Below are 24004 nucleotides of genomic sequence, written 5' to 3' on the forward strand. Positions count from 1 at the left end.
ATGTAATTGTTTTAATGAAAAACAATTACATTTTACTATTGTTTAATAAATGGCGCACTAAATTAACATTTTATAAAAAAATATCAATTTAATATTTATTTTAGAAATCATATATGATAGTATGTAATGTAAAGTAATTAAATTTTAAATACGCTAATAATTGTAAACATGCTTCATTTGATTAGAAGAGTTATATTAACAGTTAGCTATTAATAACACGAAGAATCAATGGAACATAATTAATATATATAAGGAGATGTAGGAGTATGGAAAAGAAAAATATAGATTGGGCAAATCTTGGCTTTGGATACATGCCAACAGATAAAAGATTTGTTGCTAACTATAAAGATGGTAAATGGGACGAGGGTGTATTAGTTTCGGATGCAGCTGTTGTAATTAGCGAATGTGCAGGTGTACTTCAATATTCTCAGTCATGCTTTGAAGGTATGAAGGCATACACAACTGAGGATGGTCATATTGTTACATTCCGTCCTGATTTAAACGGAGAACGTATGGAAGATTCTTGTAGGAGACTAGAAATGCCAGTTTTCCCAAAAGAAAAGTTTGTAGAAGCTATAGCAAAGACTATAGAAGCAAATGCAGCATGGGTACCTCCATATGGAAGCGGAGCTACTTTTTATGTTCGCCCATATATGTTTGCAACAGGACCAGTTATTGGCGTTAAGCCAGCAGATGAATATCAGTTCAGAGTATTTGGAACACCAGTTGGACCATATTTTAAAGGAGGAGTTAAGCCTTTAACTTTACGTGTTTGTGATTTTGACCGTGCTGCACCACATGGTACCGGACATATCAAAGCTGGACTTAACTATGCAATGAGCCTTCATGCAATTGTTACTGCACATGCAGAAGGATTCGATGAAAATATGTATTTGGATGCAGCAACTAGAACAAAGGTAGAAGAAACTGGAGGAGCTAACTTCTTATTTGTAACAAAGGACAATAAGGTTGTTACACCAAAATCAAGTACTATTCTTCCTTCAATTACACGTCGTTCTTTATTAACAGTTGCAAAGGACTATCTTGGCTTAGAAGTAGAAGAAAGAACTGTTTATTTTGATGAAGTAAAAGATTTTGCAGAGTGTGGACTTTGTGGAACAGCAGCTGTTATTTCACCAGTAGGAAAGATTGTAGATCACGGCAAAGAAATTTGCTTCCCAAGCGGTATGACAGAAATGGGACCTGTTATTACAAAGTTACGTGATACATTAACAGGAATTCAGATGGGAAGCATTAAAGCACCTGATGGATGGATAAAAGTAATTAAATAAATTATTTATATTAGAGTAAAAGGACTTTCAGCTTAATTGTTGAAAGTCCTTTTATAATAGTCCTGTGTCTGTTTTTATCACATAATAGAGTGTAAAGCCAGTTCATATAATTTGATTATTTGTGTGTAGATTAAAAATGTGGTAATATGTTCAAGAATTATATATAAATATTTTATATAGTGAAACTAGCTAAACTGTAAACTATATATGCACCATAGTGCTCAGAAGCTGACGTTTTGGTATAAATAAGTTTTGAGTTTCAAAGTGGTTTGTCTTTAATCTAGGAGGAGATTATGAAGATTAATTTTAAAAATTTAAAAATTACGAGGAGTATTATTATTGTATGGTTAATATCTTTAGTAGCAATGGTAACTTTTGGTGTAGTTGCTTTTATTAATACAGCTAGAATGTATAAAATAACAAATAATATTAATTCAGATACAATTCCTAAGCTTAAAAGTTGGGGCGATGTCAATGCAGATATGGGAGTTTTAAGAAATACTTTGACGAAGATAATAGATAGAAAATTCGACGAAAAAAATGAAGAGCAAATGATTGAGCTGAATAAAGATATAATGAAAAATATAAATAAAAGTATATCCATATCCAAAAATGATAAGGAAGAATTGAATTTAGCTAACAAAGCAAAAAGTTCATTTGTAAGTTATTATTCTTATATACCTAATATAATAGCTCAAAGAAAAGATGGTATTGTACCAGATCCCCAAATAACAAATGTAGAGATGGGTGCATATGGAACAGAACTTCAAAAGAAGACAGAGGCTATGCTAAACTATGAGAAAAGTCAGGCTGATAGGAAAGCGAGTATTGAAAAAGCTTTACATGAAGAGACTAATGTGGTTTTTACTGTGATTTTTTTAATATCAATAATTTTGATAAGTGGTATATCAATAGCAGTGGTTATACTTATAAAGAATTCTATTAAAGAGTTTGATAACAAACTAAAAACTATATCTAAAGGAAATTTAAAGGTGCAAAAGAACACTTTACTTACAAATGAATTTGGTGTTATGCACAACTCACTTGATAAAACTGCAGAGGCAATTTCACAGATATTAAGTATAGTTAAGAAGGAATGTTCAGAGGTTGAGAAAGAAGCTGGAAATTTGGAAGCTATATCTGGAGAGATGAATTCATCGGTAACACAATCTTCTTATGCTATTCAAACTGTTACTGAGGAAACTACAGAACAGGCGGAGGAGCTTATTTTTATAAATAAGACTATGGAATCTTTTGGACAAGCATTAGAAGAGACTGCAGCAGAAATTAAAGAGGTTGATAATAAAGCTAAAGATATAACGAGTATGTCTCAGGATGGAAATTCAAGGATATCAGAACTTGCAAAAGCTGCAGATGATATAAATGAATTGTTTTTAGCAGTAAGTGAGAAAATATCCAAGTTAGTTGAAGGTATAAATGAGATATCAAGTATGATAAATGTAATTAATGATGTGTCAGAACAGACAAATTTATTGGCATTAAATGCGGCTATTGAAGCAGCTAGAGCAGGTGAAGCTGGCAAAGGTTTTGCAGTTGTGGCAGAAGAAATAAGAAATTTATCAGAGCAGTCTAAAAAATCTTCTGAAAGCATAACTAATAAGTTAAGCGCTATTAATAGTGAAGCGTTAAAGGTAACAAATACAACGGATGATGCAAGTAGTAAACTTAAAGAACAAGTTGAGACTATATATGATACAATGGATTTGTTTAAGACAATAGTAACTTCAATTAGAAATATTTTCCCACAAATAAACAATATAAGCACTGCTGTAGGTAAAATTAATACTGATAAGAATGATATTTTGATTTCAATTGAAAAATCATCAAGATTGGCAGAGCAAAATTCAGCAGCATCGGAGGAAATTGCAGCATCTACAGAAGAAATGAGGTCATCTTCGGATAGTGTTGAAAAATCATCTAAATTATTAAAGAGCAAAACTAATAATATGGTGAAGGCAATAGGAAAATTTAAATTATAATTAAGAGGGTAAAGTTTATATTATCATTAAATACATAGGTAAACCACTGTGAAACTTAAGCTCAAACAATTAAAAACAGTATAACTCTCAGCAGTTTTGCTATATAAAATAATGTTCACGTAAACAAAAAACTATTGATAAATAATATAAAAAGTTTATAATAGAAACATAAGTATCTGTTAACGTTAACAAACATGTTTTGGAAAGAGGGATATTTTATGAAAAATTTTATGGATGAAGAATTTTTATTAAACACTGAAATGTCAAAGAAACTATTTCATAACTATGCTGAGAAAATGCCTATAATAGATTACCACTGCCACATAAGTCCTAAAGAAATATGTGAAAATAAAAAATTTAAAAACATAACAGAGGCTTGGCTTTATGGTGATCATTATAAATGGAGACTTATGAGAAGTTTTGGAGTTGATGAAAAGTACATCACTGGGGGTTCAACAGATTATGAAAAGTTCTTGGCCTATGTAAAATCACTTGAAACAGCTATAGGAAACCCATTATATCATTGGACACACTTAGAGCTTCAGAGGTATTTTGGGATTTATGATGTTGTAAATGAAAAAAATGCAAAAACTATATGGGACAAGGCAAATAAAGTACTGCAGGAAGAGGGACTTACTGTTAGAGAAATTATAAAAAAATCTAATGTTAAAGTAATTTGTACAACAGATGATCCGACGGATTCGCTGGAATATCATTTGAAGCTTAAAGAGGATAAGACTTTTAACGTAAAAGTGCTCCCAGCATTTAGACCAGATAAGGCACTTGGAATTAATAAGAATGGCTTTGCTGAATGGGCTGCTAAGCTAGGACAAGTTTCAAATAAAAAAGTAGACAGTTATGATGCATTTTTAGAAGCTATGGAAAGTAGAATTGATTTCTTCCATTCTGTTGGAGGACGAGTTTCGGATCACGCTTTAGACTATGTTCCATATATGGAAGCTTCTAAAGAAGAAGTTGAAAAAATATTTAAAAAATCTTTGCAAGGTGAAAAAGTAAGTTTTGAAGATGAAACCAAATATAGAACATATACTTTGAAGTTCTTAGCAAAAAATTATGCGAAACGCGGTTGGGCAATGGAATTTCATATGAATGCATATAGGGATAATAACAGCAGGATGTTTGAAAAAATAGGACCAGATACTGGCTTCGATTCTGTTAATGACAGCAAGGTTGCAGTACCACTTTCAAAATTACTTAATTCTTTGGAAAAAGAAAAGTCTCTTCCTAAAACAATAATATATAGCTTAAATCCTAATGATAATTATGTAATTGGATCACTTATGGGATGTTTCCAAGGAAGTGGAGCTTTAGGAAAAATTCAGTTTGGAGCTGCATGGTGGTTTAACGATAATAAAGATGGAATGCTTGAACAAATGAAGGCTTTGGCCAACCTTGGATTGTTTTCTAGTTTTATAGGAATGCTTACTGATTCAAGAAGCTTCTTATCATATACAAGACATGAATATTTTAGAAGAATACTATGTCAGTTTATTGGAAACATGGTTGAGGCAGGAGAAGTTCCTAATGATGAAGAATTACTTGGCAAAATAGTAGAAAATATATGCTATAACAATGCAAAAAATTACTTTGGGATGGATATATAATTAAATTAGTAGTTTATATGGAGCTATGTATGATATTATATGAATATATGAAGTTTGTTACTTGAAAGGTATGAGGTAAATATGAGCGTTACTATAAAAGACATAGCAAAACTAGCCAATGTTTCACATACAACTGTTTCAAGGGCACTAAATGATAGCCCCTTTATAAAAGAAAAGACAAAGAAAAGAATACTTGAAATAGCAAATCAGCTTAATTATGTTCCAAATTATAATGCTAAAAGCTTGGTTTTAAATAAATCTTACAATATAGGAGTGTTTTTTTCTACAATTAGTAGAGGTACATCGCCTAACTTTTTTCATGAAATAATAGATGGAGTAAATAGTGCAATAGACAAAAAGTATAATTTAGTTATAAAAGGAATGGATGATTGTAAAAGTTTAAACTACGTATCAAAGGATAGATTTGATGGAATTATATTAGTAAGCCAAAGTGAAAGTGATAACATATTTATATATGACATTATAGGCAAAGACATTCCAATAGTTGTACTTAATAGGAAGATTGAGATTGATAATGTTATAAATATACTTTCATCGGAAAAAGAAGGAGCTTATGAAGCAACTGATTACTTGATTAAAAATGGGCATAAAGACATTGCTATAATTGAAGGAAAAGAAAACTTTAAATCAAGCGTATTTAGACGTGAAGGATACATTAATGCGCTTATAAACAATAAGATAAAAATCAATAATGAATACATGGTAAGAGGAGAATATGATATAGAAAGCGGATTTAAGGCGATGCAGAAGCTTTTGGAACTTAAGAAGATACCAACGGCAGTATTTTGCTCCAATGATGATATGGCTGTTGGAGCTATTAGAGCAATACAAAAACACGGATTAAGGGTCCCAGATGATATTTCTTTAGTTGGATTTGATGATAGTGCATTTTGTGATTATGTTTCTCCAGCACTTACTACTGTAAGAAAGCCATCCCGCAAGATTGCTTCTGTTGGATGTGAAAAGCTGCTTGGAATAATTGAAGAGCCGGATAAAACTATAAATGAAAAGCTGTATATTAGTACTAAATTGATAATAAGAGATTCAGTAAAAAAGATAATATAATTTAAAATAACTATATTATCTTTTTAAAAGAAATGTTAACGTGTGAATTTTAAATAATACTTTAATATAAAGGAGTATATGTATATGAGTAATAGTGAAAATAAGAAATTAACGTTAAAAGAAAAAATATCTTATGGTCTCGGTGATTTTGGAAATGGTTTTATGTTTGATTTGGGTCAAGCATATCTTCTTCAGTTTTATACCGATGTTGTTGGAATAGCATCAGCAGCGGCTGGAAGTATATTTCTCGTAACGAAGTTGTTTGATGCTATTATGGATCCAATAGCTGGTACTGTAATCGATTCAAAAAAGCCAAGCAAAAATGGAAAGTTTAAATCTACAATGTTTGTATCAAGTATATTATTAGCAATAATGACAGTTATAACGTTTACTAATCCTGGTAATACGGCCGGATCAAAACTAGTTTTTGCGTATGTAACTTATATGTTATGGGGAGTGATGTATTCGTTTACTAATGTTCCATATGGATCACTTGGTTCTGTTATTACTCAGGATACGCAGGATAGAACATCTTTGTCTACATTTAGGCAAATAGGCTCATCAGGAGCATTATTAATAACAGGAGTAATTTTTATGCCACTTGTAACTTTATTTGGTAAGGGCAGAGCTGCATATGCATTTGTTACTGCAATTATGGGGGTTATTGGTGTAATATCATTTTATGCTACTTATAAAAATACAACAGAAGTTGTTGTTCATGATCCTAAAAAAGAAGAAAAAATTACAGCCCATACCATTATAAATGCCATATTTCATAATAGAGCACTGCTCGCTTTAATTCTTATGACTTTATTTTCAATATCAGCATATAATATAAAAACTCAAATAGTTGTATATTATTGCAAGTATAATTTGGGTAATACGAATTTAGTTGCATATGTTAATTTCTTTACAATAGGTTGTTCTGTAATAGGAGTTTCTTTTCTTCCTAAGTTAGTTAAATTGTTTGGGAAGAAAAAGACAGCTGTTATGGCATTTTTAGTAAGTGCTATTTCAGATGCGGTAAACTTTTTTATTCCAGGAACACATTTTCCTGTATTCATAGTGCTTGCAACAATTTCTTTCATGGGGCTTAGCATAATAAATGGTGTTACATGGGCATTTGTTTCAGATACAATTGATTATGGTGAGTGGAAAAATGGTGAAAGAAGAGAAGGAATTACTTACTCGGTATTTAATTTGTCAAGAAAAATTGCTCAAGCTATAGCAGGAAGTATAGCTGGATTTGGTTTGAATTTAGTAGGTTATGTTGCAAATGCTCATCAAAGTTCAAGCACCTTACTTGGAATAAAAGGATTATTGTTATTGTATCCTGCCTGTGCAGCCTGTATGGCAGCAGTTATGATAGGTTTTGTATATAATCTTTCAGATAATAAATTTGCTAAGGTTATTACTGAATTGCATTCAAGAAATATAAGAGGTTAACAAGTAGGCAATATGTTTTAGCAACGTTATGTTCACGTGTGCAAAAACGTGATATAATAATTTTATAATATATGGAGGAATAAACTATGAGATTAAATAAAAACAATTTTAAAGATTACAAAAGATATCCAGAAAGAATTATACAATTTGGAGAAGGAAATTTTCTTAGAGCTTTTGTTGATTGGCAAGTTCATGAGATGAATAAAAAAGCTGGTTTTAATGGAAGTGTAGTAGTTGTACAGCCTATAGAAAGAGGACTTATTGATAGGCTAAATGATCAAGACGGACTTTATACATTGTACTTACAAGGAGTAAAAGATGGAAAGCCTATCAAAAAGCATGAGGTAATAAACAGTGTAAGCAGGGGTATAAATCCCTATAGAGATTATGAAGAGTATTTAAAACTTGCAGAACAGCCTGAAATAAGATTTGTAATTTCAAATACTACTGAAGCAGGAATAGCCTTTGATGAAAATGATAAATTTGATGACAAATGTCCAAGTAGTTACCCCGCTAAATTAACGACCTTATTATATAGAAGATTTAAATTTTTTAAAGGGGATAGGAATAAAGGCCTAATTATTATACCATGTGAGCTTATTGATAGAAATGGTGAAAAGCTTGAAAAAATCATATTTAAATATGCAGAACTTTGGAATTTAGAAGCTGACTTTATAGCTTGGTTAAAAGAGGCAAATACCTTTTGTTGTACACTGGTAGATAGAATTGTTCCAGGATACCCTAAAGACACTATAGATGAAGTCATAAAGGAATTAGGGTATGAGGATAATTTAGTTGATGTTGGAGAGTATTTTCACTTGTGGGTAATTGAAGGCCCAATGTGTCTTGAAAAAGAACTACCATTTAAGGAAGCAGGCTTGAATGTAAAAATCGTCGATGATGTTACACCATATAGAACAAGAAAAGTTAGAATACTTAATGGGGCACATACAGCTCTGGTTCCAGTAGCTTATCTTTATGGATTGGATACGGTCGGTGAGTCAGTTGAGGATAAATTAATAGGAAAATATCTGCATGAAGTAGTATATGATGAAATAATTCCAACATTAGATTTACCAGAAGATGAACTTAAGTACTTTGCAGGTGCTGTTTTGGAGAGATTTACAAACCCTTTTGTAAAACATTATCTTATGAGCATAGCACTAAACTCTATGTCTAAGTTTGAAACTAGAGATTTGCCATCTTTATTAGAATATAAAAACAGAAAGGGAATACTTCCCCAAAAACTTGTATTCTCATTGGCAGCCTTAATAGAATTCTATAAAGGTAAAAGAGGGAATGAAGCTATAAAGCTTGCCGATAATGAAGATATATTAAAGTTATATTCTGATTTGTGGTCAAAATGTGATGGAACAGATAGTGGATATAAAACTTTGGTAAGCACTGTACTAAGCTATGAAAAGAATTGGAAAATGGATTTAAACAAAGTAGAAGGACTTACAGAAGCTGTAACTGAAAATCTTATAAAAATAGAGAAACAAGGAATTGCTGAAGCGATTAAAAGTGTGATGTAAAAAATTGCTAAGTAACATCATCTTGGAATATTAAATAAAATTAATAAATCTAAGCGTCAAATTGTTAAAATCTTAAGAGCTTTCAATAACTCGCTGAAAAAATGCTCAAACAGATTGAAAGCTCTAAAGCTTTTAACAATTTGCCACCAAGATTTATAGAATTTTATTTAAACTATTCCTTCAATGATCTTACTTCGCAGGGCGCAAAATCAAGGAAAATTTTTCTCCGTTTCCCTACGAAAAATTTGTTGTAAACATGCTTGATTAATAGAAATTAAGGCCAATAAATATATAGTATAAAAATTTAATTGGTTACAAAGGTTGATACTTAAAATTCCGTAGGTACGGAGGAATTTTTTCATTGCACTACCGTGGAAGAAAAGTAACAATGCTGAAGGAACGATTTAAAAAATTCTAATAGATTTTTGAACCTTAGATTTATAGAATCTTTTTAACGTGACGAAGTATTGTTACTTTATTTAAGGAGGTAAATTCATGAAAAACTTTTTTAAAATTAATGAAAAGGATAATGTTGTTATAGCTTTAAAGAATTTAAATAAATCTGATGTACTAGAAGTTGATGGCAAAAAAATCGTACTTAAGGAAGCTATTAAACGAGGGCATAAGTTTGCAATTTGTAATATAAAAAAAGGTGAAAATGTTAACAAGTATGGATTTCCGATAGGACATGCTATAAAGGAAATCAAGGAAGGCCAGTGGATTCATTCGCATAATCTTAAAACAAATCTTGATGGAATTAAGGATTATGTTTACAGTAAAAAGAAAATTTTAAATGATATTAAAGATAGAAGTCTAACCTTTAAGGGATACAAACGAGAGGATGGAAATGTTGGAATAAGAAATGAACTGTGGATAGTGCCAACCGTTGGATGTGTAAATGGAATAGCAGATTTGATTGCTAAAAAATTTCAAGAGGAAACAGCATTTAAAGATGTACATGTTTTTAAGCATAATTATGGATGTTCTCAACTTGGAGAGGATCATATTAATACTAGAACTATACTAGGAGACATAGCAAAGCATCCTAATGCTGGGGGTGTTTTGGTGCTTGGACTTGGTTGTGAAAACAATACAATGTCCGATTTCATAAAGTCATTAGGAGATTACAATAAAAGAAGAATTAGATTTCTAGTTTCACAAGAGGTAGAAGATGAAATAGAAGAGGGAAATAAACTATTAAAAGAGCTTTACGAAGTGATTAGTTTAGATAAGAGAGAAGATATACCACTATCCGAATTGAAGGTGGGACTTAAATGTGGAGGTTCAGATGGCTTTTCTGGAATAACAGCAAATCCTCTTTTGGGTAAATTCTCAGACTTTTTGGTTGCGCAAGGGGGGACAACTATATTAACTGAAGTCCCGGAAATGTTTGGAGCAGAAACTATTTTAATGAGTAGAGCTAAAAATGAAGAAGTGTTTAATAAGATAGTCAGCTTAATAAATGACTTTAAAAAATATTTTATGAACTATAACCAACCGGTATATGAAAATCCATCGCCAGGAAATAAAGAAGGCGGAATAACCACATTAGAAGATAAAGCACTTGGATGTACACAAAAGTCTGGAAGTAGTGAAGTAGTAGGTGTACTTAAATACGGAGAAACTTTAAAGGAAAAAGGGCTTAACTTATTAAGTGCACCAGGTAATGATTTGGTGGCTTCCACAGCTCTTGCTTCGGCTGGATGTCATATTATACTATTTACTACAGGTAGAGGAACGCCTTTTGGTACTTTTATTCCAACTGTTAAGGTGTCAACTAATAATGATATATTTAATAGGAAGAAACACTGGATAGATTTTAATGCAGGAAGTTTAGTTATAAACGATAATATAGATGATTTAGCAGAACAATTTATTAAATATGTGATTAGCATAGCAAATGGTGAGCTTGCTAACAATGAAAAGAATAACATAAGAGAAATAGCTATATTTAAAAACGGAGTAACTTTATAAAACTTGCTTTATGTGATAGATTCCTTTAAATTATTAGTATACTATAATTTGGAGATGATAAAATTGGCTGGTAATAAAAATACATGGATTAAGGAAGAGGCTTTATGGGAAGAATATAAATGTATTCGTTTTGCAGCAGGCGGCTATGAAGCACTTATAGTCCAGGATATTGGAGCAAATGTAATAGAACTTAAGGATAGAACTAGAGGAATAGATATTCTTAGGACTCCAAGTAAGAAAGACTCTGACCTTTTTAAAAATGTTCCTCAAGTTTTTGGACTGCCGCTTCTATTTCCACCAAATAGAATAGAAGATGGCACTTTTAAGCTTGGAAATAAGGTTTATAAATTTCCTATAAATGAACCAAATAGAAATAATTATATACATGGGTTTATAAAAAATGAAAAGTGGGATATAACTAAAAAAGAAATCTTGAATGAAGAAGTTTTAATAGAGGCAACTTTTAGTTTTGATGAAAATCATGATTTTTATAAATATTTTCCTCACAAATTTAAGTTTACTCTTCTTTATAACCTTTCTAAGGAAGGCTTAAAGCAGACTACAAGTATTGTTAATTTAAGTGATGAAGAAATGCCAATAGCAGTTGGTTTTCATACTGCATTTAATGTTCCGTTTTATACTAAGAGCAAGGAAGAAAATTATAGAGTAGTAGCTTCAATTGATAAACGTTTAGAGCAGAACGATAGACTTTTACCAACGGGTAAAATTTGTGAGCTGTCAGGGTATGAAACAGATTACCTTAATAATGGAATAATTCCTTTAGAAAGGCCTATTGAAAAGCATTACTTATTAAAACATATTAAATTCAAAGAAAATGATTTCAAAGGAGCAATTATAGAGGATATATCTAATAAAGTAAGAGTAGTGTACAGCATGGGAGAGGAATATACTCATATAGTTATATGGAATGATAATGGAGATAAAAACTATATTTGTTTAGAACCTCAAACTAGTGCAATTAATGCTCCAAATTTAAAACTTGATAAAAGTATAACAGGATTTAAAACTCTTATGCCTAAAAAAGAGTGGAGTGAGGTTTGTAAAATATTTGTTGAAAATATAAAGTAAATATAGATAAACAACCTGAAAGATTAAAATAACCAAGTCAGCTGATATATGTTCATATAACCAACATATTCCAAAATAGAATTCAGCTAATTTTAATATTCTAAGGTGTTTATCTTTAGATAGTTTTATAATACAGAAAGAAAGGTAGTTAGTTAAGATTGCTAATTACCTTTTGTTATTTTTATTTGTAGGGAATTAAACCTTTTGGATATAATTTATACGTACATACATTTTATGATAAAATGTATAAGTAACTAATGAATTTTAAGGAGCGATTTTATGAAGTATAAATTGTTATGTCTTGATATGGATGGAACAGTGCTGAGTGATGAAAAAAAGGTAACCAAAGAAAATTTAGATGCAATAAAGGCTGCACATAGTCTTGGGGTAAAGATAGCTATATGTACAGGAAGATTGTTTGCAAATGCAAGGGTTTATGCTGATATGTTTGGAATTAAAGCGCCTATTATAGCTTCTAATGGAGCATACATAAGAGATAAGGATAGTGACGAGGTTATATATAAATCAGTGCTTGGAAAGGAAAAATCTAAACAGCTTTATTCCATAGTTGAGAAATATGGTTTTTTACTATTCTTCAATGAGTGTGATTGCGTAATATCTACTAAAAAATTTGATGATAATAAAAATATATATGTAAAAATGAATAAGGAACTTCCAGAGGATAGACGTGTTAGACTTGTATATACTGAAAATATGCAGGATACCATTGAAAAAGAGGGCGATGAGATATTAAAGTGTATATGTATAGATAGGGAAGCAATTAAAAATAATAATTATGATAAGCTAAATGCAGCAAGAGAAGAAATAAAAAAAGTTGGTGGTTTTGAAATTGCAAGTTCTTTTAGAGATAACTTTGAAGTAATGTGTAGTGGAGTATCAAAGGGGAGTGCAGTTAAGGTGCTTGCAGATTTTTATGGTATAAAACAGGAAGAAGTAATGTGTATAGGTGATAATGAAAATGATTTGTCCATGATAGAGTATGCGGGCATGGGAGTAGCAATGGGAAATGCAGAAGAAAGCGTAAAAAAAGTTTCAAATTATATTACTGATACAAATAATAATTCTGGCGTTGCAAAGGCAATTAATAAATTTATTGTGAATGAGTGATTTTAAATTTATACATACAAAATCTTTTATTTAATAAGGTTATATAATTTAAAATGTAATTATAAACTTTACTGTATACATTTATTAAGGTAATATATACTTATTGGCATTTTAGAAGTTATACTTTTTATTATTTAGTTTACGGGGGTAACGTGAATGATTATAGGACAGGAAAATTTAAATATAGTATTATTTCAGCCAGAAATTCCGCAAAATACTGGAAATATAGCAAGGACATGTGTTCTTACAAATTGCAAATTGCATTTAGTTAAGCCACTAGGCTTTAGCATTGATGAAAAGCATGTAAGAAGAGCTGGACTTGATTACTGGAAGGATCTCGACATGACTTTATACGATTCCTATGAAGAACTAAGAGAAAAATATAAAGATTCTACATTTTATTTTTCAACTACTCATGGCGATAATTACTATGATGATGTAAAATTTAAAGCAGGTGATTTTATAGTCTTTGGTAGAGAATCCTGTGGACTTCCTGATTATATAAGGGAAAGCAATGCAGAAAGATGTATAAGAGTACCCATGGTAAAAACAACAACAAGGTCGCTTAACTTATCAAATACTGTTGCTATTGTTGCTTATGAAGGTATAAGACAGCTTGGATTTCCAAATATGAAATAGGAAGGAGGGATTCCATGGAAAAAATAAAAATAATAACTGACAGCACAGCGGATTTACCACAATATATTATTGATAAATACGATATAGAAGTGATGCCATTAGTAGTTAATATAAAAGGAAAAATGTATCTTGACATTGAAGAAATAAGGCTTCCAGAACTACTTAAGGTTATGGATGAAGAAAATATATTTCCAACTACTTCTCAAGTTAACCCACAAAGATTTTATGATTGTTTTAAAAAATATTTGGACAAGGGATACAAAATTATTAGTATAATAATGTCTTCTAAAATGAGTGGAACATATCAGTCAGCATGCATAGCTAAGGATATGCTTGAAAGCGATGACATAATTGTTATTGATAGTCTTAATGTAACTTCAGGACTTGGTCTTCTTGTAATAAAAGCATGTAAGCTAAGAGAACAGAAGATGAGTTTTAAAGATATAGAAGCTAAAATCATGGAAACAATACCACATGTTAAAAGTGCCTTAGCTTTTGAACGCTTAGATAATCTTGTTAAAGGTGGCAGACTTTCAAGAACAGCGGGAGCTATAGGCAATATTCTTGGGATAAAGCTTATTCTTGAAGTGAAAGACGGGGAAATGGCAATAATGGACAAGGTTCGTGGCAGTAAAAAGGCTGTAAAGGTTATTTTTGATTATTTAAATGAAAAAGGAATTTTAAATAATGAAACATCTATTTTGCTTCATGTAGGAAACAATGAAATCTTGCCTGCTTTAAGAGAAAAATTAAGAGAAGAAGAAAATGATTTTATAGAATGTGAAGTTGGTTGTGTTGTTGGAACCCATTCAGGCTCAGGAGCTTGCGGAGTATTTTTTATTGAAAATTACTAAACTATGAATAATTTAGAACTTATTTTTATTATATTTTTAGTCGTAATATTAAAGAAGAATAAATATATAACATAAAATTAGTGGGTATGATATTATATGGAATATCATACTCACTTTTGATATTTATATGTTATAATAAAATCATTGAGTTTTAAGATTAATTGATTAGGGTGAAAAATATGAATTTGGATTTTGAATTGAACTTAAGTCAACAACAAAAGCTTGTAATGACACAGCAGATGCAGATGTCTATAAAAATGCTTCAAATGTCGAGTATTGAACTAAATGAATATGTTGAAAAAGAAATGGAGGAAAATCCACTTCTTGAGAAGGAGTATGCTGAAAAAAGCCAAGAAATAAGTATCAATAAAGAAAATGACTTCACTGATAAAATCGATTATGACAAATTTATGAAATATTTAGACTTTGAAAATTATAGCCATGAAAACAATTACAAGCCAGAAGATGAAGTATCACCATTTAACTTTATAAGTAGAGAAGAGTCTCTAAGGGAATATCTTATTAATCAGCTCGGAGAAATTCAAATAAAAGCTTCTCAAAAGAAAATATGTAAGTATATAATTGAAAATTTAGATGGAAAAGGGTATTTACCAGATTCTATTTTAGATATCGCTGGTCAATTAAATGTAAGCGAGGATAAGGTTTTAAATGCCCTTAAGATAGTTCAGTCCTTTGAACCGGATGGCATAGGCGCTAGAAGTTTGGAGGAGTGCCTTAAACTGCAGCTTGAGAAGAAAAATATTCATGATGAAAATTTATTTTATATAGTAGATAAGCACCTTAATAGTATTGCGGAAAATAAGTATACTATCATAGCAAAAGACTTAAATATAACTCCTAAGCAGGCACAGGAATATGGTGACATCATAAAAAAACTTGAGCCTAAGCCATCAAGAGGCTTCTATACAGGTGATGAAACTAAATTTATAGTTCCTGATGCTTTTATTAAGAAGCTTGATGGAGAATTTTTTATAATTATGAATGATAATTCTATTCCTAGGCTTTCAATTAATAATGCCTATAAAACAATAATAAATAATGCAGAAGGCAAGGATAAAGATGCAGAAGAATACGTAAAGAATAAAATAAACAGTGCTGTATTTTTAATTAAAAGTATAGAGCAAAGAAAGAGTACACTTTATTCTGTTTTAAAGGAGATAATTGATTATCAAAAGGAGTATTTTGATAAAGGAGTAAAGTATTTAAAACCAATGACTTTAAAGGATATAGCCGATAAGATAGAAATGCATGAATCAACTGTAAGCAGAGCTATAAGAGAAAAGTATATTTATACAGATAGAGGAATCGTAAAAATTAAGGATTTATTTACCACAGGAATATCCAGTGAAAATACATCATCTGATTCAATGTCTTCTTCAAGTGTTAAAGGAAAAATTAAAGAGTTAGTTGAAAATGAAGACGCAAGAAATCCACTTTCAGATCAAAAAATTTGTGATCTTTTAAATTCACAAGGCATGAATATTTCACGCAGAACCGTAGCAAAATATAGAGAAGAAATGAATATAAAGTCTTCTAGCAAAAGAAAACGTTATTAATACTTGATGTTATAGTTAAACTCTCAAACATATTTGTAGGTTATTATAATAAATTGTGTTAATATAGTAAAATTAAATGAAAAAATAATTTTTTTTTATAAATACTATTTAAAAAAATGGATTTTTATTTTATAATACTAAGTGGGACATGAATTAAATTACTGGGACGCATTAGGACCAGTGGGGTGATTGAATTGCATGAAATTTTAAAATTACAGCAAAAGATTGTTCCCGAACTTATGACATTACTTGAAAAAAGATATAATATTCTAAGAACCATATATTACAACCAGCCTATTGGAAGAAGAATACTTGCCAAGAAGCTTGAAATAGGTGAAAGGGTTGTAAGGACTGAAATAAATTTTTTAAAAGAACAAAATTTAATCAGTATAGGTACTCCAGGAATGTTAGTGACACGTGAAGGTGAAGAAATTATAGATAAACTTAAAGGTTTCATACGTGAAATAAAGGGTTTAACTGAAGTTGAAGACTATTTACGTGAAAAGCTTAAAATAAAGAAGGTAATTATAGTTCCGGGAAGTATAGATGAGGATGAAACGGTTCTAGATGAACTGGGAAGAACCGCTGCAAAGTATTTGGAAAGTGTAATTGTAGATGGAAATACAATTGCAATTACTGGCGGAACTACTATAAAAAAGGTCATTGATAATTTTTCTACTTCCTTACGTTATAGAAATACTATTGTTGTTCCTGCAAGGGGTGGAATGTCAAGAAAAGTTGAAACAGAAGCAAATACTTTAGCTGCAAATTTTGCAGATAAACTTGGTGCTACGTATAAACTATTGCATGTTCCAGATAATTTAAGCAGCGAAATTATGAATGTAATTATAAATGAAAAAGGAATAAAGGATATTATAGATACAATAAGAAAAGCAGATATAATAATTTATGGAATAGGCAGAGCTGATGAAATGAGTAGAAGAAGAGGGTTAAGTTCTGAAGAAACTTCTCGCATACTCAAAGGAGGCTCTGTGGGCGAAGCTTTTGGTTATTTTTTTAACAATGAAGGTAAAGTTATTTGTTCAACACCTTCAGTTGGACTTAAAAGTGACGATATAAGAAATGCTAAGAAGCTTATAGCAGTAGCTGGGCAAAAGTCAAAAGCAGAAGCTATTATATCAACTCAAATTAACAATAACAATAATGTACTCATTACAGATGAAGGTGCAGCAAATGAAATTGTTAGGATTTTAAACACTAAGTAAATGTTAGTTGCTAATAATTATATGTTACATATAATTTTAGAATATTAAAAAATTTTTTTGGAGGTAGTTAGAATGGCAAAAATAGCTATTAATGGTTTTGGAAGAATAGGAAGATTAGCTTTAAGAAGAATTCTTGAAGTTCCTGGATTAGAGGTTGTTGCAATAAACGACTTAACTGATGCAAAAATGTTAGCACACTTATTCAAATATGATTCATCACAAGGAAGATTTAAAGGCGAAATCGAAGTTAAAGAAGATGCTTTCGTAGTTAACGGAAAAGAAATCAAAGTTTTCGCTGAAAAAGATCCTGAAAAATTACCTTGGGGAAAACTAGGAATAGACGTTGTTCTTGAATGTACTGGTTTCTTCACAAAGAAAGAAAAAGCAGAAGCTCATGTTAGAGCAGGTGCTAAAAAAGTTGTTATATCAGCTCCAGCTGGAAATGACTTAAAGACAATAGTATTTAATGTTAATAATGAAACTCTTGATGGAACAGAAACAGTTGTATCAGGTGCATCATGCACAACTAACTGCTTAGCTCCAATGGCTAAAGTTTTAAATGATAAATTTGGAATAGAAAAAGGATTCATGACTACAATCCATGCTTATACTAATGATCAAAACACATTAGATGGCCCACACAGAAAAGGAGACTTAAGAAGAGCTAGAGCTGCTGCTGTAAGTATCATCCCTAACTCAACTGGTGCTGCTAAAGCAATCAGCCAAGTTATCCCTGATTTAACTGGAAAATTAGACGGAAACGCTCAGAGAGTTCCAGTTCCAACTGGTTCAATCACTGAATTAGTTTCAGTTCTTAAGAAGAAAGTTACAGTTGAAGAAGTTAACGCTGCTATGAAAGAAGCTGCTAATGAATCATTTGGATACACTGAAGATCCAATCGTTTCAGCTGATGTTGTAGGAATTAACTACGGATCATTATTTGATGCAACTTTAACTAAAATAGTTGATGTTAATGGATCACAATTAGTTAAAACAGCTGCTTGGTATGATAATGAAATGTCATACACTTCACAATTAGTTAGAACTTTAGAGTACTTTGCAAAAATCGCAAAATAGTTTAAAATTCAATAATTAATTTTATTAAATAATGTGAATTAAAAACATAGTAGAAAGGTCTGGTTTTATAGTTAAGGCTATGAGGCCGGACCTTTTATAAAATATATGATTATGAGGTGAATAGTATGCAATTCAATAAAAAGACTATTGAAGATGTAGATGTAAAAGGCAAAAGAGTATTAGTTAGATGCGATTTTAACGTTCCACTAAAGGATGGCGTTATAACTGATGAAAATAGACTTAACGGAGCACTTCCAACTATAAAATACCTTTCAGAACATGGTGCAAAAGTTGTACTTTGCTCACACCTTGGAAAACCAAAGGGAGTAGATAAAAGCTTCACATTAGCTCCAGTTGCTAAAAGATTAAGTGAGATGCTTGGACGTGAAGTTAAATTTGCTGCAGATGATACAGTTGTTGGAGAAAACGCAAAGGCTGCTGCTGCTGCAATGAAAGACGGAGACGTAATACTTCTTGAAAACACAAGATTTAGAAAAGAAGAAAAGAAAAATGAAGAAGCATTTTCAAAGGAATTAGCTTCACTTGCAGATGTATATGTAAATGATGCTTTTGGAACTGCACATAGAGCACACTGCTCAACAGTTGGTGTAACTGAGTTTGTTCCTACAGCAGTATGTGGATACTTAATCCAAAAAGAATTAAAATTCTTAGGATCAGCTGTTGAAGCTCCAGTTAGACCTTTTGTTGCTATACTTGGAGGAGCAAAGGTTTCTGATAAAATTAATGTTATAAACAACTTACTTGAAAAAGTAAATACATTAATAATCGGAGGCGGAATGGCCTATACTTTCTTAAAAGCTCAAGGATATACAATAGGAACATCACTTCTTGAAGCAGATAAAGTTGATTATGCTAAAGAAATGATAGAAAAAGCAAAAGCTAAAGGAGTTAAATTACTTCTTCCTGTAGATAACATAGTTGGAGCTGAGTTTAAAGCTGATACAAAGGCAGTTACAACTGAAGATGCTAATATTCCAGAAGGATACATGGGTCTTGATATAGGACCAAAAACTCAAAAGCTTTATACAGATGCAGTAAAAGAAGCTAAGACAGTTGTTTGGAACGGACCAATGGGAGTATTCGAATTCGAAAGCTTTGCAGAAGGAACAAAAGCTGTTGCAAGAGCTATGGCTGATTCTGATGCTACAACAGTTATTGGCGGTGGAGATAGTGCTGCTGCTGTTAACCAATTAGGCTTTGGAGATAAAATGACTCACATTTCAACTGGAGGCGGAGCTTCTCTTGAATTCTTAGAAGGAAAAGAACTTCCAGGAATTGCAGCACTTAACGATAAATAATAATAATTATTATTAAATAATATTTACAAATTATAAATTAGTGCTATAATGTAATTAAAGATAAATAAAAGCTATTTATCCATAAATAAGGAGTGTATTTAATGAGAACACCAATAATCGCTGGAAACTGGAAAATGAATAACACAATTAGTGAATCTTTAAAATTAATTGAAGAACTAAAGCCACTTGTAAAAGATGCAAAGGCTGAAGTTGTAGTAGCACCAACTGCTGTTTCTTTAGAAACTGTTGTTAAGGCAGTAAAAGGAACAAACATTAAAGTTGCTGCACAAAATGCACACTTTGAAGAAAGTGGAGCTTTCACTGGAGAAATATCACTAAAAGCACTTAAAGAATTAGGTGTAAACTATGTAATATTAGGTCACAGTGAGAGAAGACAATATTTTAATGAAACAGATTGTGCTTTAAATAAAAAAGTAAAAGCAGCATTTGCTCATAACATAACTCCAATATTATGTTGTGGAGAAACTCTTGAAGAGAGAGAAGCAAACGTAACAAACGAAGTTACAGGAAAACAAATAAAATTAGATTTAGCTGGCTTAACTAAAGAAGAAGCTGCTAAAGTTGTAATAGCTTATGAACCAATTTGGGCTATAGGAACAGGAAAGACTGCTACCGATGAACAAGCAAACGAAACAATCGGAGCTATTAGAAAAACTGTAGAAGAAATCTTTGGAAAAGAAGTTTCTGAAAAAGTAAGAATTCAATACGGTGGATCAGTTAAACCAGGAACAATAAAAGCTCAAATGGCTCAGCCAGAAATAGATGGAGCATTAGTTGGAGGCGCAAGCCTTAAAGCAGCTGATTTTGCTGCAATAGTGAACTTTTAATTGTAGAAGTTTAAATTAAATGAATTTAGAGTGGACATTTTAATGAAAATGTTCATTCTAGAATTCATTAACAAATATATATTAAATTAAACTTATATGAAAAGATTGATAATTGACAATTGAGAATTGACAATGAGATAATAAAAAAGTTGTCTACTGTCAATTGTCAATTAAAGAATAAATGGAGGAAATGAAATGGCTAAGAAACCTGTAATGTTAATGATTTTGGATGGATTTGGATTAACTGATAAAACAGAAGGAAATGCAGTAGCTGCTGCATATAAACCTAATTTTGATAAATGCTTTAATAATTACCCACATACACATCTTGGTGCAAGTGGATTAAGCGTTGGTCTTCCAGATGGACAAATGGGAAACTCAGAAGTTGGACATCTAAATATTGGAGCTGGAAGGGTGGTTTACCAATCACTTACAAAAATAACTAAAGCAATACAAGATGGAGATTTTGCTGAGAATACAGCACTTAATAAAGCTGTAGATAATGCACTTAAAAATGATTCAACTCTTCACTTAATGGGACTTTTGTCACCAGGTGGAGTTCATTCACATATAGATCACTTAAAAGGATTATTAGACCTTGCAAATGAAAAAGGAGTTAAGAAAGTATTTGTTCATGCTTTCCTTGATGGAAGAGATGTTCCACCATCTTCTGCAAAAGAGTATATAGAAGATATAGAAAACTACATGGCTGAAATTGGAGTTGGAAAAATAGCTACTGTTTCAGGAAGATACTATGCAATGGATAGGGACAAGAGATGGGAAAGAGTACAGCTTGCATACAATGCTATTGTACTTGGAAAAGGTGAAACAGCAGATAGTGCTCTTGATGCTTTAAATAAATCTTATCATGATAACAAGACAGATGAATTTGTCCTTCCAACTGTTGTAATGAAAGATGGAAAACCTCTTGCAGAGGTTAAGAATAATGATTCAGTTATCTTCTTTAACTTTAGACCAGATAGAGCAAGGGAAATAACAAGAGCGATAAATGATAAAGAATTTGATGGATTTAAAAGAGAAACTTTAAAACTTCAATTTGTTACAATGACAGAATATGATTCAACTCTTGAAGGGGTAGATGTAGCTTTTGGACCAGAAGTTCTCACAAATACTTTTGGAGAATATATAAGCCAAAAAGGATTAAATCAGCTTAGAATTGCTGAAACTGAGAAATATGCTCATGTAACTTTCTTCTTTAATGGAGGAGTTGAAGAACCAAATAAAAATGAGGACAGAGCCTTAATACCTTCACCAAAGGTTGCAACTTATGATTTACAGCCAGAAATGAGTGCATATTTAGTTACAGATGAACTTTTAAAGAGACTTGATGAAGATAAATATGATGCAGTAATATTAAATTTTGCAAACCCTGATATGGTTGGACATACAGGAGTATTTGAAGCAGCTAAAAAAGCTGTTGAAGCTGTTGATGAGTGCCTTGGAAAAATCGTAAATAAAGTACTTGAACTTGATGGTACTGTATTTATAACTGCTGACCATGGAAACTCAGAACAAATGATAGAGTATTCTGATGGAAAGCCAATGACTGCACACACTACAAACCCAGTTCCTTTTGTATATGTAAGCAATCATTCAAAGGAAATGAGGGAAGATGGAGTTTTGGCAGACATAGCACCTACAATGCTTCAAGAGCTTGGCCTTGAAAAACCTAATGAAATGACAGGTAAAACTTTAGTAAAATAATGTAAAGCAATAGGATTTTAGGACAATAAATAAATTTAACATAAGCTGTTCTTCAATATTATTGCTTGGCTGATGTAAAAATCAAGGAATAATAACGCTGCTTTTAGATAAAAATAGATAGAGTTAAGTAAATTTGGTTAAAATTAAAAAGGAGAGGTGTTTTATATGAAATCATATGTTGAAATTGTTGATGTATTAGCAAGACAAATTTTAGATTCGAGGGCCAATCCTACCGTTGAAGTTGAGATAACTCTTGAAGATGGAACTGTTGGTAGAGCAGCTGTGCCTTCAGGAGCATCAACAGGTATGTTTGAAGCAGTTGAACTTAGAGATGGAGATAAGTCAAAATATAATGGAACAGGTGTATTAAAAGCTGTTGAAAATGTAAATGAAATTATAGCAGAAGAACTTATAGGAATGAATATCTTTGATCAACCGTTAATAGATAAGGTAATGCTTGAACTTGATGGAACAGAAAACAAGTCAAAGCTTGGCGCAAATGCAATGCTTGGAGTTTCACTTGCGGCAGCAAAAGCAGCGGCAGCATACCTTGGCATAAGCTTATATCAATATATAGGCGGAGTTAACGCAAAAGTTCTTCCTGTACCTATGATGAACATAATAAATGGTGGAAAACATGCAGATAACAATGTTGACCTTCAAGAGTTTATGATAATGCCAGCAGGGGCACCAAGCTTTAGTGAAGCCCTTAGAATGAGTTCAGAAGTGTACCATGCTTTGAAGTCACTTTTGAAGGAAAAAGGTCTTGATACAGCTGTTGGTGATGAGGGTGGTTTTGCACCAAACTTAAACAGCAATGAAGAGGCAATACAAATTATAGTTGAAGCTATTAAGAAAGCAAATTATGAGCCAGGAAAAGACATATTTATAGCTCTTGATCCTGCTTCATCTGAGTTTTATGAGAATGGTAAATATAACTTAAAAGGTGAAGGGAAAGTTTTAACTTCAGAAGAAATGGCAAGTTTCTATGAAAACTTAGTTAATAAATACCCTATAATTTCAATCGAAGATGGTCTTGCAGAGGAAGATTGGGAAGGTTGGAAGATACTAACTGATAAGCTTGGAGGAAAAATTCAATTAGTTGGTGATGATTTATTTGTTACTAATACTAAGAGACTTGAAAAGGGAATCCAAAAGGGTGTTGCAAATTCAATATTAATTAAGTTAAATCAAATTGGAACATTAACTGAAACATTAAATGCTATAGAAATGGCAGAAAGAGCTGGATATACAGCAGTTGTGTCCCACAGATCAGGAGAAACTGAAGATACTACTATTGCAGATCTTGTTGTAGCTGTAAATGCTGGTCAGATCAAAACAGGAGCTCCTGCAAGAACTGAAAGAGTTGCAAAGTACAATCAACTTTTAAGAATAGAAGAAGAACTTGGAGAAGTAGCAGAATTTAGAGGATTAAAGGCCTTCTATAATATAAAAAAATAGTAATTTAGCTTTACTTTAAATCAAGGTAGTCTTGTACTATCTTGATTTTTAGGTTGTAATATAATTTTGTTTATGATAAAATGAAAGCTAAGATGATATTTAT

18 protein-coding genes are annotated in these 24004 nt (G+C 31.5%); all 18 read left to right on the plus strand.

Annotation, left to right across the window (positions count from 1 at the left end; genetic code table 11):
• Nucleotides 1-266: 266 nt before the first annotated feature.
• The gene (locus tag ACJDT4_RS04715; RefSeq protein ID WP_406786382.1) at nucleotides 267-1292 is read left to right on the plus strand and encodes a branched-chain amino acid aminotransferase; all 1026 of its coding nucleotides are present in this window, start codon (nucleotides 267-269) and stop codon (nucleotides 1290-1292) included.
• A 293-nt stretch (nucleotides 1293-1585) separates the two neighbouring features.
• Complete coding sequence (locus tag ACJDT4_RS04720) at nucleotides 1586-3292, plus strand: methyl-accepting chemotaxis protein (protein ID WP_406786383.1); 1707 nt, start codon at nucleotides 1586-1588, stop codon at nucleotides 3290-3292.
• A 218-nt stretch (nucleotides 3293-3510) separates the two neighbouring features.
• Nucleotides 3511-4917: a glucuronate isomerase gene (uxaC, locus tag ACJDT4_RS04725; RefSeq protein WP_406786384.1), complete on the plus strand. Its 1407-nt coding sequence runs from the start codon at nucleotides 3511-3513 to the stop codon at nucleotides 4915-4917.
• A gap of 81 nt (nucleotides 4918-4998) precedes the next feature.
• Nucleotides 4999-6003 (plus strand): LacI family DNA-binding transcriptional regulator, encoded by a 1005-nt coding sequence (locus ACJDT4_RS04730; protein ID WP_406786385.1) that lies wholly within the window; start codon nucleotides 4999-5001, stop codon nucleotides 6001-6003.
• 84 nt (nucleotides 6004-6087) lie between these two features.
• Nucleotides 6088-7449, plus strand: a complete 1362-nt coding sequence (locus tag ACJDT4_RS04735; protein ID WP_406786386.1) for a glycoside-pentoside-hexuronide (GPH):cation symporter — start codon at nucleotides 6088-6090, stop codon at nucleotides 7447-7449.
• A gap of 86 nt (nucleotides 7450-7535) precedes the next feature.
• The gene (locus ACJDT4_RS04740; RefSeq protein WP_406786387.1) at nucleotides 7536-8984 is read left to right on the plus strand and encodes a tagaturonate reductase; all 1449 of its coding nucleotides are present in this window, start codon (nucleotides 7536-7538) and stop codon (nucleotides 8982-8984) included.
• Nucleotides 8985-9479: 495 nt separating this feature from the next.
• Nucleotides 9480-10958 carry a UxaA family hydrolase gene (locus ACJDT4_RS04745; RefSeq protein WP_406786388.1) on the plus strand — a complete coding sequence of 493 codons (1479 nt, stop codon included), beginning with the start codon at nucleotides 9480-9482 and terminating at the stop codon, nucleotides 10956-10958.
• Between the two features lie 54 nt (nucleotides 10959-11012).
• The gene (locus ACJDT4_RS04750) at nucleotides 11013-12047 is read left to right on the plus strand and encodes an aldose 1-epimerase (RefSeq protein ID WP_406786474.1); all 1035 of its coding nucleotides are present in this window, start codon (nucleotides 11013-11015) and stop codon (nucleotides 12045-12047) included.
• 279 nt (nucleotides 12048-12326) lie between these two features.
• On the plus strand, nucleotides 12327-13175 hold the full coding sequence (locus ACJDT4_RS04755; RefSeq protein ID WP_406786389.1) for a Cof-type HAD-IIB family hydrolase: 849 nt from the start codon (nucleotides 12327-12329) through the stop codon (nucleotides 13173-13175).
• A 156-nt stretch (nucleotides 13176-13331) separates the two neighbouring features.
• Entirely contained in the window at nucleotides 13332-13814 is a 483-nt protein-coding gene (locus tag ACJDT4_RS04760; protein WP_406786390.1) for a tRNA (cytidine(34)-2'-O)-methyltransferase, read from the plus strand.
• Between the two features lie 14 nt (nucleotides 13815-13828).
• Entirely contained in the window at nucleotides 13829-14668 is an 840-nt protein-coding gene (locus ACJDT4_RS04765; protein WP_406786391.1) for a DegV family protein, read from the plus strand.
• A gap of 185 nt (nucleotides 14669-14853) precedes the next feature.
• Nucleotides 14854-16245 (plus strand): RNA polymerase factor sigma-54, encoded by a 1392-nt coding sequence (rpoN, locus tag ACJDT4_RS04770; RefSeq protein ID WP_406786475.1) that lies wholly within the window; start codon nucleotides 14854-14856, stop codon nucleotides 16243-16245.
• A 194-nt stretch (nucleotides 16246-16439) separates the two neighbouring features.
• Complete coding sequence (locus ACJDT4_RS04775; protein WP_406786392.1) at nucleotides 16440-17471, plus strand: sugar-binding transcriptional regulator; 1032 nt, start codon at nucleotides 16440-16442, stop codon at nucleotides 17469-17471.
• A gap of 72 nt (nucleotides 17472-17543) precedes the next feature.
• Nucleotides 17544-18548, plus strand: a complete 1005-nt coding sequence (gene gap / locus ACJDT4_RS04780) for a type I glyceraldehyde-3-phosphate dehydrogenase (protein WP_406786393.1) — start codon at nucleotides 17544-17546, stop codon at nucleotides 18546-18548.
• A gap of 125 nt (nucleotides 18549-18673) precedes the next feature.
• Nucleotides 18674-19867 carry a phosphoglycerate kinase gene (locus ACJDT4_RS04785; protein WP_406786394.1) on the plus strand — a complete coding sequence of 398 codons (1194 nt, stop codon included), beginning with the start codon at nucleotides 18674-18676 and terminating at the stop codon, nucleotides 19865-19867.
• A 101-nt stretch (nucleotides 19868-19968) separates the two neighbouring features.
• A complete protein-coding gene (gene tpiA / locus ACJDT4_RS04790; protein ID WP_406786395.1) occupies nucleotides 19969-20715 on the plus strand; it encodes a triose-phosphate isomerase in 747 nt (248 codons plus the stop codon).
• Between the two features lie 195 nt (nucleotides 20716-20910).
• Nucleotides 20911-22440 carry a 2,3-bisphosphoglycerate-independent phosphoglycerate mutase gene (gene gpmI / locus ACJDT4_RS04795; protein WP_406786396.1) on the plus strand — a complete coding sequence of 510 codons (1530 nt, stop codon included), beginning with the start codon at nucleotides 20911-20913 and terminating at the stop codon, nucleotides 22438-22440.
• Between the two features lie 165 nt (nucleotides 22441-22605).
• A complete protein-coding gene (gene eno, locus ACJDT4_RS04800) occupies nucleotides 22606-23901 on the plus strand; it encodes a phosphopyruvate hydratase (protein ID WP_406786397.1) in 1296 nt (431 codons plus the stop codon).
• The last annotated feature ends 103 nt before the right edge of the window (nucleotides 23902-24004 follow it).

Origin of the sequence: Clostridium neuense, assembly GCF_045310695.1 — a bacterium.
In the GTDB taxonomy this organism is placed as follows: Bacteria; Bacillota; Clostridia; order Clostridiales; family Clostridiaceae; genus Clostridium_S; species Clostridium_S neuense.